The organism is Pseudochelatococcus contaminans (assembly GCF_014195635.1).
Classification (GTDB): domain Bacteria; phylum Pseudomonadota; class Alphaproteobacteria; order Rhizobiales; family Beijerinckiaceae; genus Pseudochelatococcus; species Pseudochelatococcus contaminans.
In genome coordinates this window covers 20,370-35,341 of sequence record NZ_JACICC010000004.1, presented here as the reverse complement: position 1 = coordinate 35,341, position 14,972 = coordinate 20,370, and the positions used below count along the sequence as shown (strand labels likewise).

General features: G+C 60.4%; 11 protein-coding genes. 2 read left to right on the top strand and 9 right to left on the bottom strand.

What is annotated here, in order from left to right:
• Positions 1-10: 10 nt before the first annotated feature.
• A complete protein-coding gene (gene efeB / locus FHS81_RS08840; protein WP_183752113.1) occupies positions 11-1,369 on the top strand; it encodes an iron uptake transporter deferrochelatase/peroxidase subunit in 1,359 nt (452 codons plus the stop codon).
• A gap of 47 nt (positions 1,370-1,416) precedes the next feature.
• Positions 1,417-2,268 carry an iron uptake system protein EfeO gene (gene efeO, locus FHS81_RS08835; protein ID WP_183752111.1) on the top strand — a complete coding sequence of 284 codons (852 nt, stop codon included), beginning with the start codon at positions 1,417-1,419 and terminating at the stop codon, positions 2,266-2,268.
• Between the two features lie 57 nt (positions 2,269-2,325).
• Here the strand turns inward: efeO and FHS81_RS08830 are convergent, their stop codons facing one another.
• From FHS81_RS08830 to pstA, 9 genes are all read right to left on the bottom strand, one after another.
• A complete protein-coding gene (locus tag FHS81_RS08830) occupies positions 2,326-3,228 on the bottom strand; it encodes an HD domain-containing protein (protein ID WP_183752109.1) in 903 nt (300 codons plus the stop codon).
• A 168-nt stretch (positions 3,229-3,396) separates the two neighbouring features.
• Positions 3,397-4,383: a two-component system response regulator gene (locus FHS81_RS08825; RefSeq protein WP_210281617.1), complete on the bottom strand. Its 987-nt coding sequence runs from the start codon at positions 4,381-4,383 to the stop codon at positions 3,397-3,399.
• A gap of 56 nt (positions 4,384-4,439) precedes the next feature.
• Positions 4,440-4,997, bottom strand: coding sequence for a chemotaxis protein CheB (locus FHS81_RS08820; protein WP_183752104.1), 558 nt, complete (start codon positions 4,995-4,997; stop codon positions 4,440-4,442).
• Positions 4,994-5,854 (bottom strand): CheR family methyltransferase, encoded by an 861-nt coding sequence (locus FHS81_RS08815; protein ID WP_183752102.1) that lies wholly within the window; start codon positions 5,852-5,854, stop codon positions 4,994-4,996. Before FHS81_RS08815 ends, FHS81_RS08820 begins: the two co-directional genes overlap by 4 nt.
• Entirely contained in the window at positions 5,839-9,441 is a 3,603-nt protein-coding gene (locus FHS81_RS08810; RefSeq protein WP_183752100.1) for a response regulator, read from the bottom strand. The genes FHS81_RS08815 and FHS81_RS08810 overlap by 16 nt, the downstream gene beginning before the upstream one ends.
• Before the next feature lie 142 nt (positions 9,442-9,583).
• A complete protein-coding gene (locus tag FHS81_RS08805; protein ID WP_183752098.1) occupies positions 9,584-11,140 on the bottom strand; it encodes a DHA2 family efflux MFS transporter permease subunit in 1,557 nt (518 codons plus the stop codon).
• Between the two features lie 2 nt (positions 11,141-11,142).
• Entirely contained in the window at positions 11,143-12,357 is a 1,215-nt protein-coding gene (locus tag FHS81_RS08800; protein WP_183752096.1) for an HlyD family secretion protein, read from the bottom strand.
• Positions 12,358-12,695: 338 nt separating this feature from the next.
• Entirely contained in the window at positions 12,696-13,463 is a 768-nt protein-coding gene (gene pstB, locus FHS81_RS08795) for a phosphate ABC transporter ATP-binding protein PstB (RefSeq protein WP_343052473.1), read from the bottom strand.
• Between the two features lie 140 nt (positions 13,464-13,603).
• Positions 13,604-14,971 (bottom strand): phosphate ABC transporter permease PstA, encoded by a 1,368-nt coding sequence (gene pstA / locus FHS81_RS08790; protein WP_183752092.1) that lies wholly within the window; start codon positions 14,969-14,971, stop codon positions 13,604-13,606.
• Position 14,972 lies beyond the last annotated feature (1 nt).

Here is a 14,972-nt window from a genome sequence, read left to right as displayed (position 1 = left end):
GGGACTGTCGATGACTGGTTTACCGACAGGCAAGACGCCATTGTTTGACGCGCCGGAGCCCGCCGGGACTCAAACACCGGGATCGCTGGCGCGGCGTGAGGTTCTCGCCGGGCTTGGCTTGCTGGGGCTTCTCCCTGCCCTCAGGCCGCAGGCAGCGTTGGCGCGTGAACCCGGCAGCGGCAACGTCGCCACCGCTCCCTTGAGCGACAGCACTGCCGAGACCCAGCCATTTTATGGCCTGCATCAGGCTGGGATCGTCACACCCCGCCCCGCTTATGGCATGATCGCCGCGTTCGACGTACTCGCCACGTCGCCGGAGGATCTCGTGCGTCTCTTTCGCACGCTGACGGAGCGCGCGCGTTTCCTGATGGAAGGCGGCCCTGTGCCAGAGCGCGATCCGCGTTATCCGCCAGCCGATTCCGGCATCCTCGGGCCGGTTGTCATTCCGGATAATCTCACGGTTACGGTGTCTGTCGGTTCTTCGTTGTTCGATGACAGGTATGGCCTTGCGCCCTACCGCCCGGAGCAACTGGAGCGGATGACGGCCTTTCCAAACGACGCGCTGAATGCCGACCTGTGCCACGGCGATCTGTCTATCCAGTTCAGCGCCAACACCGCCGACACTGTGATCCACGCGCTGCGGGACATCATCAAGAACCTGCCGGACCTGCTCTGGCTGCGGTGGAAGCAGGAAGGCTCCGTGCCGGTGCTGCCGGAAAAGCCCGGACAGCCACCGGAAAGCGCGCGCAATTTTCTGGGCTTTCGCGATGGCTCGGCCAACCCCGATGCCAACGATACCGCGCTGATGAACCGCATTCTGTGGGTGCATCCCGGCCCCGGCGATCAGGCGTGGACGGCGAACGGCACATATCAGGCGGTGCGGATCATCCGCAATTTCGTCGAGCGTTGGGACAGGACGCCCCTGCGTGAGCAGGAGCAGATCTTCGGCCGCACGCGCGACAGCGGCGCGCCGCTGGACGGTGGGCCGCACGCCACGGAGTTCGACGTGCCGGACTTCACGCGCGATCCCGAAGGCAAGGTCACGGCCTTCGACTCGCACATCCGGCTGGCCAATCCGCGCACGCCTGAGAGCGATGCCAACCTCATGCTGCGCCGGCCCTTCAACTACTCCAACGGCGTCACGAAATCCGGCCAGCTCGATATGGGTCTGCTGTTCATCTGCTATCAGGCGAGCCTGTTCGACGGCTTCATCACCGTTCAGCGCCGGCTCGATGGCGAGCCGCTTGAGGAATACATCAAGCCCGTTGGCGGCGGCTACTTTTTCACGCTGCCGGGAGTGCGCGACCAGGAAGATTTCTACGCCCGGCCGCTGCTCACTGCGGCAGGCATCCTGCCCGCGAAGGGTTGAGCGCGGCGTTTCGGTTTTTCCCAGTTTTCAATCCATGGAGACGTATCATGAAGAAGCATCTGCTGTCGTTTTCCGCTGCCGCCGCAATCGCGCTCGGCTCCCTCACCCTTGCCGGGCCGCTGCCCGCGCTGGCACAGGCCACGGCTACGGCAGTCGCGCCGCTGGATCTCGTTGCGCCGGTGGCTGAATACAAGATCTACGTGAGCAAGCTCACGCAGCAGTTCGTCAAGGATACGAAGGCTTTCACGGATGCCGTCAAGGCCGGGGACGTGGAAAAGGCCAAGGCTCTCTATGCGCCCACCCGCGTAAGCTATGAGAAGATCGAGCCCATAGCCGAACTGTTCTCGGACCTCGACGTGGCTATCGACTCCCGCGCCGACGACCACGAGAAGGCCGAGGCTGATCCGGCGTTCGGCGGCTTCCACCGCATCGAATATGGCCTGTGGGAGAAGAACAGCACCGAAGGGCTCACCGAATATGCCGACAAGCTTCAGGCCGACGTGGAAGAGCTGAACAGCCGCATTGCCGGCCTCACCTTCCCGCCGGAGAAAGTGGCCGGCGGCGCTGCGGTTCTGATGGAAGAAGTTGCTGCGACCAAGATTTCCGGCGAGGAAAACCGCTACAGCCTCAAGGATCTGTGGGATTTCCAGGCCAACTTCGACGGTTCGCGCAAGATCTTCGATCTGTTCAAGCCGCTGCTCGTCAACGAGGATGAGTTCATCGCCAAGGTCAACGGCAACTTCGACCGCGTCTATGTCATCCTCGCTCAGTACAAGGACGGCGACGGCTTCCAGGATTATGACAAGCTGACCGAAGCTGACCGCAAGGTGCTCGCAGGCGCTGTCAACACTCTGGCGGAAGACCTCTCGACCCTGCGCGGCAAGCTCGGCCTCGACTGATATCAAAAACGCCGGGACGTTCCACAGGAGCGTCCCGGCGCTTTGTATTTCATATCGTTATGCGCCGGTATCGTCGGCATAGACGCGGATATACCGCCCGCCGACCTCGATCCCGACAAAGCGCTGCTTGAAAACGATGCAGAGCCGCTGCGCCAGCGCCACCACCGCATCGGTGCTATCGCTGCGGATGCGTGCAAGCAGTATTTGCCGCCGTCTTCCATCAAAGATCGAATCGGCATGCTGCACCGTGGCGGACGGGAAACTGCGCGAGATGGTCTGGCACAACAATTCCATATCCGCGTCGGTGATGTCCCGTTCTTCGGTGTTCGGCACGTAAATCAAATGCACCGCCTGCCCGATGACGCTGTCGAGATGCCGTGCAATCACCTCGGCCCCATCGACCTCGAAAGCTGCATCGGCGCGGATCGTCCGCTCGGCAACGGCGGCAGTTTCGTCGAACAGCCTCTCGATTGCCGCATTGGCGCCCCGGCCCGCCGCAATCAGTTGCCGGCACCCCTCAAGATAGCCAAGACGATAATCCACGGTCCAGCCAGCCGGCGGCGATACGGCGATGGCGCGCAGGTTCGAGATCACGTCGGCGATCTTGACGATGCGCGCATCCGCAGACTTATGCGTCATGGCCGCAATCCGTTGCCGGCGGCGTTCATCCTTGGGCAGGGTCATGTCGTCTGAATTTTCGGTGACGATCCGCGCCACCCGCTCCCCGAAGGCAGCAGCCAGATTTTCAGCCGAAGTCGGCGTGTCTTCAACCACGTCATGCAACAGCGCCGCGATGAGCAATTCCTCGTCCTCGCCGCCCGTGGCCTTGGCGACGAGATCGAGCACTTCGATCAGATGGTTGATATAAGGCTCCTGCGCCGCTCCCTTGCGCCGCTGATTGGCATGGGCATCGGCGGCGTAGACAAGCGCGCGCGTCAACCCGAGAATGTTCGTGCTCATGCTTTTCCAGCCATATCGTTGTCGTTCGGACGTTCCACCTCTGCCCCAGGCTCTCCTGACGGAAAACGGTGCCGGCGGGCATTGATTTGAGAGTCTATCGCAACTTGTATTCAGTTCGATGAACCGATTTGATGGAAAACCGATGCAGGCATCCGACACCGCTGCGGTTCAGACGCCGGCGGCCAGATCCGAAACCAGCAGAGTGCCGCTTTTCCCGCTTTTCTTGACGGCATACATTGCCTGATCGGTCAGGCGGATCAGTTCATCGGTATCTTCGGTGTCGGTGGGAAACAGAGCAATGCCGATACTGGCGCTGATCGTGACGGTCGCCTGCGCATCGTTGAAGGCAAGAGAAAAAGGCTCGTTGATGCATGCGACGATCATTTGCGCTTTCTGCTGCGCTGCCTCGCTACCAGATACGGGAGACATGATAACCGCGAACTCGTCGCCGCCCAGACGCACCGCGACGTCCTCGTGCCGTATCGCCGAGCGCAACCGTGTGGCGATGGCCGCGAGCAGCCTGTCGCCGACCACATGCCCGAAGTTGTCGTTGACCTGCTTGAAGCCGTCAATATCGATGTAGAGCAGCGCGAACATGCTGCCGTGGCGCGTCGCGAAAGACGCCTCACGGGATAGCTGATCCAGAAACAGCATACGGTTGCCCAGCCCCGTCAGCGCATCGTGCATGGCCATGTGGCGGATCTGCTTTTCGATGCGCTTGCGCTCGTGAATCTCTTCCTCAAGCTGCCGGGTGCGTTTCTCAAGCTCCTGCAATGCGGCGGTCAGCCGCAGCTTGCTGACGTGTAGATCGAGAAAGACCGTCACCTTGGAGAGCAGCACCGCGTCGTTGATCGGCTTGGCGATATAATCCACGGCGCCAAACGTGTACCCCTTCAGACGGTTGAGATCGTCCAGATACGCGGCTGTCACGAAGATGACGGGGATGCTGCATGTTTTCGGATCGTCAGCCAGCAGTCTGGCGACCTCGAAACCGTCCATGTCGGGCATGTGCGCATCGAGAAGGATGAGGGCGAAGTCGTGATCGAGACACAGCGCCAGCGCCTCGTTTCCGGAGCTTGCTTCATAAATGGTCGCGCTCATGCTGCCGAGCACCCGCCGCATGGCGACGAGATTGGCCTTGATATCGTCGATCACAAGAATTTTCGGCTGTGGGACGATAGCATCGGAACATGCAAGCTCTGCCAAGATCATCAATCCATGTCGTTGTTGATATAGTCTGCAAGCGTGGCTACGGGGGCGCATAAATCACAACCGGCATGAGAGACTGCCGCAAGCGGCATCGCCTGCATTTCAGCCTCCCGAGGGTCTTGAACCAATGCCTTTCCCCCGAGACGACGAATGATACGCAAGCCCTCCGCGCCATCTGCATTGGCACCGCTCAAAACAAGCCCAACCAGCTCTTTCCTGTAGACCCGGGCTGCGCTCGCGAATAATACATCAATAGACGGCCGCGAGAAAGACACGCGTTCGTCAACAGAATAGGAAAAGCGGCGGCTATACTCGATGAGCAAGTGATAACCCTCCGGAGCGATGTGAATAACACCGCGCTCAACTGGTTCTCGCTCCATCGCCAGACGAACAGGCAGCCCACAGATATTCCGAAGGCCGTTCACCAGAAGATCGCCGCCACCCGGCCCCAGATGGCTCATGACGATTATCGCCCCGTCGAATTGCGACGACAGACGCGGCAGAAAACGCCGCAGCGCAACCGTTCCCCCGGCAGAACCGCCAATCACGAGCGTTATCACGGCGCATCCACCGCACGGCGGAGACGATAGATCGGCAAGGTCTTGTCCGCATGTTCAAATGGCACATCCGCGTGAACGTGCAAGTTCTCTCGATCACCGATGCACAGAAAACCGCTGCGCACCAGCGTCTCCGCGAAGAGTTGCAGCGCCCGGCGCTGAAGCTGGTCGTTGAAGTAGATCATGACGTTGCGGCAAAGAACGAGGTGCGCTTCGCAGAAAACACCGTCGGTGGCCAGATTATGCCGGGCGAAGGTGACGTTCTCGATCAGCTTTTCGTCGAACTTCGCAAGATCGTAACGGGCATGAAAATACTGTGAGAGGCTCCTGCCACCGCCGCTTTCGAGATAGCGGCTGCTTGCCTGCCGTATGTCGCCGAGCGGTACGATTCCCTTTCTGGCCTCTACCAGCGCCTGCTGGGACATGTCGGTGGCAAAAATCCGGCAGCGCGGATAAAGCCCTGCTTCAGTCAGCAGGATGGCGAGGGAATAGACTTCCTCACCGTGCGCACACCCGGCCTGCCAGATCGTGATCTGCGGAAACGAGGCCAGGAACGGAAACACCTGCGTCTTCAGCGCCCGAAAAGTCAGCGGATCGCGAAAAAACTCCGATACCGGAACCGAAAGCCCCGAGATCACTTCCTCCAGCCGCTGAGGCGTATGCAGCACCTGCGCCGTCAGTTCGCTGATATTGCGCACGCCGAACCTGCGCGTCAGGTTGAGCACACGGCGCGTGAGAGAGGCACGGCCATAGTCGCGAAAATCGTAGCCATATCGCCGCAACATCGCTTCAATGAAGAGATCGATTTCAATCTCTTCGAGATCGACAGAGGCGTCGTCGGGCGTCATCTGAACAGCCATGTCCGCATCATGGACATCAACCGCGGAATGTCGACCGGCTTGGACATGTAATCATTGGCCCCGGCCGCAAGGCATTTTTCCCGGTCGTCCTTCATCGCCTTCGCCGTCAGGGCGATGATGGGAAGATCGGTGAACGTCCCCTTTCTCGCCCGGATGGCGGCTATGGCTTCATATCCGTCCATGACCGGCATCATGATATCCATCAACACCAGTTCGGTTTCAGGATGAGCATCAAGTTGGGACAAGGCTTTAGCACCATCCTGCGCGAGGATGACGGTCATGCCTTCGGCCCTCAGAACCTTGGCAAGGGCGTATATGTTGCGCATGTCGTCATCGACCAGCAGAACATGCCGTCCCGACAGTTCACCCTCAGGATATGCCTGCACCGCGACCGGATCTTTCCGCACGCTATGCAGGAACAGGTTCACCTCATCAATGAGGCGTTCGGGAGACAACGCTCCCTTGATGACAATGCTGTCCGTATAGCTGCGAAGGCGAAGACTTTCCTCAGCGGAAACATCGCGTGCCGAGTAAATCACCACGGGCAGATGCCGCTTCTCTTCGACCAGATTTTCCAGAAGTTCGAAGCCGGACATGCCGGGCAACCCGAGATCGAGCACCATGCAATCGAATTCGCTGCCGGCAATGCGCTCCAGTGCCTCCTCACCGGATGCCACCATCACCACCTCGACACCATCCTTGTGCAACAGCTTCTGCACGGCGATGCGCGCGCTTTCGTCATCATCCACAACGAGAATGCGCTGCCTGCGGTCCGCCGTGGACCGCACCAGCGCGCCAAGCGCCTCGGAAAGCTGCTCCGAACTCACGGGTTTCGTGAGGAAGCCGATAGCGCCCATCTGTTTGCCACGTGACACGTCATCGTTGGCCGAGACGATGTGCACCGGAATGCCACGGGTCGCCGCATCCTGCTTCAAATTTTCGATAACGGTCCAACCATCCATACCGGGCAGCGAAATGTCGAGCAGGATGCCAGTCGGGGTGAAACTGCGTGCGAGCGCCAGTCCACTCTCGCCGTCCGTTGCCGCCAATGCCTGACAGCCGTTACGCCGGACGACGCCAACAAGAATGCGGATGAAGGCAGGATCGTCTTCGATGATCAGGATGCGCGGCGTGCCCTCTGTCAGATCGTTCCGGTCATCCTCGATGTCGTGCACCGCACGGCGCGGTATCGGCACGGGCCGGGGGGCAGGCGCAGACCGCCCGTTCCTCCCGCGGACCTCATTGCCCCGCATGTCTTTTGCACGATCGTCCTGTTCCTTGGCTTCCTCCAGTGGCAATGTCAGGCGGAAGGTCGTTCCCTCGTTGACGACGCTCCGCACCGTCAGCGTCCCCCCCAGCAGAACAGCCAGATTGCGGGATATTGTCAGCCCTAGGCCAGTGCCGCCAAATTCCCGCCGCGTGCTCGCATCGACCTGCTCGAACACCTCGAAGACGGTTTCGAGCTTGTCCTCGGGAATGCCGATGCCTGTGTCCGACACATCGATAACGAGGACTCCTTCATCGGGAATCGCAGAAAACGTTGCTTTGACAGATCCTTCGCGGGTGAACTTGAAGGCGTTGCTCAACAGGTTGTTGGTGATCTGCTCCAGCTTGCCCTCGTCGGTCACGACCCGCTCAGGAACGTCGCCCTCATACGAGACGGTGAAAGCGAGCCCCTTCTCCTGCGCAACATGGCGGAAGTTGCGTTCAAGACGCTGGCGGAACGCTGGAAGCGAGATAACGTCATGCGCGACCTCCATCTTGCCCGCTTCCACCTTCGACAGGTCGAGGATATCGTTGATGAGTTGGAGAAGGTTGAAGCCGCTGGAATGGATGATCGTTGCCGATTCCACCTGCTCTTCATCCAGATTACCCGTCCGGTTTTCCGCAAGATGCTGCGACAGAATGAGCATGCTGTTGAGAGGCGTGCGCAACTCGTGAGACATATTGGCGAGGAACTGGGACTTGTACTGGTTGGCGCGTTCAAGATCGGCCGCCTTCAGCTCCGTTTCCTTCTGCAACGCTTCCAGTCGTGTTTTCTGCTGGTTGACGGCTTCGGAATGGCGACGCAAATCGTCGTTGGAATGTTGCAATTCCTCCGCCTGAACGCGCAACTCCTCCTCAGAAGCAATGAGCCGCTGCGATTTTTCCTGCAACTGCTCGTTCGTCGTGCGCAATTCCTCCTGCTGGATGCGCAGTTCCTCTTCGGCGACCTGAAGCTGCTGCGTCTGCTGCTGGCTCTGCTCAAGCAGTTCGGTAGTTCTGATGGCGCGGCCGAGATTGTCCAGCGACAACGCCACGACCTCGACAGCCTCTTCCACCAGACGCTGCCGCTTCCCCTCGAAGGGTTTGAAGCTGGCAAGTTCGAGCACGCCGAGCAGCCTGTCGTGCGCGAGGACAGGCATCAGCAGCACGCTGCGGGGGCTTGCCTCCCCGGAACCGGAGTGAATGTTGATATAGTCGTCAGGAACGGGGCTCAGAAGAATGGACTTGCGCTCAAGCGCACACTGTCCCACAAGCCCCTCGCCTGGCTTGTAGGTGGTTGCCGTGTGCCGGCGCTCGCGATAGCCGTAACTGCCGACGCGGGCCAGTTCCCCGCTGGCCTCATCATACCGGAAGAACAGCCCGACGCCAGCATCAAGACGCGGCACCAGATCTTCCAGCAGCGCCTGCGCGAAGTCCCGCATGGTCTCCGCTTGCTGTATCCGCGCGGACAATTCGCCGATGCTCGTCTTCACCCATTCGTTCTGGTGGGTGGCGATGGACATTTCCTTGAATACACCCAGCGCGCGGCTGATAGTGCCCACCTCGTCGCCCCGGTCCTGAAACGGAATGTCGATCTTGTGATCGTGCCGGGCGAGACGCTCCATCAGGCCAGCCAGCTGCCGCAGTGGCCGGGCGATCAGCGCATTTGCCAGAAACAGCGACGCGACACCGGCAACGAGCGTCAGGATGAGGGCGATGGCGTTGAGGTATCCGATCTGGTCCTTGCGCGCATCGACCTCGCGGCGGGTTTCCTCCAGCCGCGTGTTGGCGCCCGCAGCGAGTTCGTCGAGAAACGTAATGATCCTGCGGCTGCCGCCTTCATTGGCCTCAGCGGCAAAGAAGGCACTCAGCCGTGCGTCGCGCTCGCTTTCGACGGCGTTATCCCGCTGCATGCGCTCCGCGAACGCAACCATGGGCAAGGCGGCCTCAAGCACCCATTCCTGATTCACGTTGGATGCACTTTGCGCCTTGATCAGCAGGTTGGGTATCTTGCCCGTAATCTCTGACAACCGGGCGATCTCTGATTGGACATCCGTATTCGATACCTCGAACGTGTGCCGGGTTGCATCGTTGTGCTCGAACATCAATCGCGTCAACGCGATTTTCCGCGCCGCCACCGCACGGGCGGCCACGTTGCTCTGGTTGATGATCCGGGTGAGATTTTCCGCCTCGATCTGGGCATCGCTCGCGCTTCTTATCGCGAGCGTGTTGAAGCCGAGCACCAGCACCAGAATGGCGACCAGAAAAGCGATGACGCTAACGAGCTGCCATTGAACCGGCAGGTTCGTCAGCCAGACATTCGACCGCCGGGATGATGACATCCAACTCTCCGTGGCAAAGCATGCATAATGGAATTTGACTTTACCAGAGCGCCAGACAGTCTTGTTCCATCAGGAAAAATACTTCGAACACCGATGCCGTTCAATCGTAAAACGTTCCGTCGATGATGCATTATATTGATCATCAATTAGGCGCGCGTGTAAAGGCCACCGCGACGATCGCTATCAGCAGCAGGATTCCCATCACGAAGAACGCATCGGAATAGCCCATGATGAGCGCCTGTTTCTCCACGATCCGCCCCAGAAGTACCTGCGCCTTGCGATAGGCCAGATCCGCGTCCGTCGTGGCGCGCTCCAGAAAATAGGCCTGCATCTGCTTCAGCATTTCAAGCGCGGTGGGATTGGTGCTGGTGGCGGACTCGCCGATGATGTTGGCGTGATAATCGGTGCGCTTGGTGATGATCGTGGCCAGCATAGCGGTGCCCACCGCCCCGCCGATGTTTCGCATCATGTTGAACAGGCCGGAGGCCTGCCCGGAGAGTTCCTTCGGCAATCCATAAAGCGCGATGAGTGTCAGCGGCGCCATCACCACGGCCTGGCCGATAGCGCGCACGATATTGCTCTGCCGCAACTGTTCGCCGCCGAAATCGGCCGTCAGCCAGATATCCATGAAGCAGCTCGACGCGAATATCAGCAGCCCGACACCGATCAGCAGCCTGGCGTCGACATGCTTCTGGAGCAGCGGCAGGAAGGGAATGATGAAAAGCTGCGGAATGCCGGCCCATGCCATCACCATGCCCACCTGCTGCGAGCTGTAGCCCTGCACCTCGCCCAGATAGGTCGGCAATACGTAGATCGACCCGTAAAGCGTTACGCCGACGATGATATTGGCGATAGTGCCCAGCGTGAAATTGTAATAACCCAGCAACCGCAGGTGCACGACGGGCTTTTCCACCACCAGTTCAATGATGACGAAGATGGTGAGGCTGATGCCGGCGACCAACGCCAGTTGCACGATATAGGACGAGCCAAACCAGTTATAGCGGTTCCCCTCGTCCAGCATGGTCTGCAAGCTCGCGAGGCCCACAATGAGAAACGCGATGCCCCACCAGTCGCCCTCCTTCAACAGCGATAGCCGCATCTTCTCCGGCTTCAGCGTGGGATAGAGCAGCGACAGCATCAGCGCGCCGGGAACCAGGTTGATGAAGAACACATAGCGCCAGTCGAAGTGGGTGGTGAGATACCCGCCCAGCGTCGGGCCGAATGCCGGGCCGAACGTCGCCGTCATTGCGAACACCGCCATGCCGATGGGCTGCTGCCGGCGCGGCAGTTGCGACAGCACGAACGTCAACGCCAGCGGAATCATCGCCCCGGCGGAGAAGCCCTGAAAACCCCGCATGAAAATCATCTGGTCGATGCTGGTGGCGAAAGCGCAACTGACCGAAAAGACGAGGAACATCACCGTACTGCCCAGCAGCAGTCGCCGGAATCCGAACACGCGGCTGAGATAATCCGCCAGCGGAATCATGATGATTTCGCCAATCAGATAGGCCGTCGATATCCACGTGCCGTTGGCTTCACCCGTACCGATGCCGCCTTCGATTTGCGGCAGTGACGCATTCGTCACCTGAATGTCGAGCACCGACATGAGCGCGCCGAGCATGCAGCCGAACATTGCCAGCCACGTGCGCAGGCTGGCGTCTTCCTTCTCCGGCGCGGGCGCGGCCGTGACGGCGCTCATGTTTAATGACCTGCGGCGCCGGCGTCGGCCCCGTTCGCGGCAGTGCGTCCAGCCCCAAATGTTGCCGGGTCCACCCGCTCGCCCCGCGTCTGGATCGTCGTCGTGACCGACATGCCGGGACGCAAGCGTCCGGCCAGTTCGTCGTGCGGATCGATAGCGATCCGCACAGGCACGCGCTGCACGACCTTGGTGAAATTGCCCGTGGCGTTGTCAGGCGGCAGCAGCGCGAATATCTGGCCCGCCGCAGGGGCAATGGAGGCAATGACCCCGCGCAGCGGCCTGTCTGGGAAGGCGTCCACGCTGATGGACACCGGCAACCCCGGCTCCACCACAGCAAGGTTTGTTTCCTTGACATTGGCCCGGACGTAAATCGCTTCCAGCGGCACGATGGCCAGCAACTGGCTGCCAGGCTGCACGAACATGCCAAGACGCAAAGCGCGATTGCCGACCACGCCGTCAATCGGCGCGCGCAGCGTCGTGCGTTCAAGGCTGAACCTGGCCTTCTGGAGCGCCGCCTGGCTTTCCTTGATGGAGGCTTCAGACGCGGCCAGGCCCGCTTTCAAAGTCGCGATCCTGCGCTCCGCCGCAATGACGGCAGCGCGGTTCAGATCCAACCGCGCCTGCGCTTGGCCCAGCTGGGACGTTGCTTCCTGCCGGGCCTGCTGCGTGCCGAAACCCTCGTTTGCCAGCGTACCGAAACGCGCCATGTTCTCTTGCGCGAATTTCAGCGCCGCCTCGCTCACCGCCACGGATGCCTTCGCCTCGTCGACCAGCGCGGGCTGAGCATCCAGCTCCGCCTGTGTCTGCGCCGCAAGCGCCTGATTATAGCTGACCGTGGCCTCCGCCTCCGCCACTGCGGCCTGATACGGCACCGGGTCGATGACGGCAATCACGTCACCCTTCTTCACCGGCTCGTTGTCCTGCACGTTGACCGCGATGACGTAACCGGACACCTCGGGCGCGACATTGACGAAATCCGCATGGAGATAGGCGTCGTCGGTCGAAATTTCATATTGCCACACCGTCCAGTATTGCCACCCCGCCCATGCCGCGACAGCCAGCACGACAACGGCCGCGCCCGCGAGCAACAGCGTCCTGAACCCCTTGTGATCCGATGTTTTCGGCGCGGCAGGTGGCGGGACAGGCGCTGAACCTGTGGCTGTCGTCTGCTTCTGGTCAGGGGCATCGGCGGGCTGGTTCGAAACGGTATTCATCATTCCTCGAATAGGCTCGATTCGATCTGTGACGACAGTCGATTCCAACTTACACGTTAATGCAACATGTCAGCTTGCGAATTCGAATGCTTCAATAACAATATACTTGATCGCGCAAAGGATTTATGTCGCCACATTCATCTTCAAGGCTGCGCATCGCGTGCCTCTATAGGAATAACGTCAACAGCATGAAATTATAATCGACACAATACGTTTGATTAATCATGTCAATCATCATGAGGGCCTGCATGCCTTTGAAAAAGCTTGCGCCCAATCCGGCGATCCGAATTGGGCGCAAATAAGAATAAACCACACCAGAGTACAGGCGTGCGCCCGGCGTTTCAGCCAATGCGCCCCGTGATGTAGTCCTGCGTTTTCTTGTGCCGCGGCGTCTGCATGATCACTTCCGTCGGCCCTTCCTCGATCAGTTTGCCGAGATGGAAGAATGCTGTTTTCTGGCTCACGCGCGCGGCCTGCTGCATGGAATGCGTGACGATGATGATCGTGTAATGCGCGCGCAATTCGTCGATCAGTTCCTCGATCACGGCGGTCGCGATGGGATCGAGCGCGGAGCATGGCTCGTCCATCAGGATCACCTCGGGGCTGACGGCAATAGCCCGCGCGATGCACAGGCGCTGCTGCTGGCCACCTGACAGGCCCGTACCGGATTCGCGCAGGCGATCCTTGACCTCACTCCAGAGGCCGGCGCGCTTGAGGCTGGCCTCGACGATTTCGTCCATCTCGGTACGCGAACGCGCAAGGCCGTGAATACGTGGGCCATAGGCCACGTTTTCATAAATCGATTTGGGGAACGGATTGGGTTTTTGAAACACCATGCCGACGCGCGAACGCAGTTCCACCACATCGAGAGAAGGGTCGTAAATATCTTCCCCGTCGAGCGTGATCTTGCCCGTGACGCGGCAGCCCTCGATGGTGTCGTTCATGCGGTTGATGCAGCGCAGAAACGTGGTCTTGCCGCAACCCGACGGGCCGATCAGCGACGTGACAGCCTTTTCCGGCACGTCGAGCGACACGTCGAACAGGGCCTGCTTCTCGCCATAGAAAACACAGACGTCCCGCGCCTGCAGCCGATATTCGCGCGTCTCCAGATCCGGTGAGCGGACAGTCTCGTCCTTCTCCGTCAGCGGATTGGCTAATACCGGCTTCGTCGCGCCGACATCGTGAAGCGCGGCGTCACGGGCGGAAGAACTGGCGCTGACGGCTTGGGCGTCGGACGGGTGAGAAGAGGTCATACGCGGCGCTCCAGTCGGGTACGCAGGAAAATGGCCAGGGCGTTCAGTGTAATCATGAGCGCGAGCAACACCATGATCGCCGCCGAGGTGCGGGCTTCGAAGAAATTGCGGTTCTCGTTGCCCTGCCACAGGAATATCTGGGCCGGCAGCGCCGTGGACTTGTCGAACGGGGTCGCCGGAATGGCGGCGACGAAGGCATTCATGCCGATCAACAACAGCGGCGCTGTTTCGCCCAGCGCCTGTGCCACGCCGATGATCGACGCGGTCAGGATCGCGGGAAACGTCACCGGCAGCACATGGTGAAACACTGTTTGATTATGGGATGCGCCTATACCAAGCGCCGCCTGCCGCAGCGACATCGGTACCGCCCGCAACGCCGAGCGCGTAGCGATGATGATCGTCGGCAGCGTCATCAGGGTCAATACAAGACCACCGACGATGGGTGCCGACATCGGCAGCCCGAAGTAACGGATGAACACAGCCGCACCCAGCAGACCGAAAACAATCGATGGCACGGCCGCGAGATTGTTGATGTTCACCTCGATAAAGTCGGTAAACCTGTTTTTCGGCGCGAACTCTTCAAGGTAAATCGCACTGGCCGCGCCGATGGGCACCGCGAGCACGATCACGATCAGCATCATATAGAGCGAGCCGACGAAAGCGCCGGCAAGACCTGCGGCGGCAGGCGCCGAGCGCGAATCCGTGTTGGTGAAGATCTGCCACGCGAAGGTGAAGCGGATTTTGCCATCCGCATAGAGCGCATCCGCAAGCTGACGCGTCGCTGCCGACAATTGCTGGCGGGAATCCGGCAGATCGCGGTTGATCGTACCTTTGAGCCAGTTGTCGGTATTGGCGGAGGCCAGCAGGTCCACCTTCACCGTGCGGCCCAGCAGGTGCGGATTGGCGACGAACATGTCGCGCAGATTGTGCCGGTCGATGTTCGACACCAGCGCCAGCGCCGTGCGGCGGTCGACTTCCATCCCCGCCGGCGCGGTATTGCGCACCGCCTGCTCGACAAGCGCATTCCAGTTCAGCCGCGCAACCTGCCCTTCCCAGGCCATTCGCGCCGCGCGATAGTCCGCCTCGGACTGCCCGGATTCGCGCACCGGGGGCGGGCCAGCGGTGATGATATCGGGATCGAAGGTCACTTCAGCCGAGAGCGTTGCCTGCGTGAAAGCAGGCAGGCCCTTGCTGATCATGATCCAGAACAACCCCACGACCATGCCGAGGGCGATAACAATCGCTGTCAGCCCCGCGCCGCGAAAGAGCCATTCGACGAGATGGCGGCGGCCAAGCGACGCGCGGACCCGCACGCGCCGACGATCGGCCTGTGCTTTGATGCTGGTGCTGGAAGGGCTGGCCATT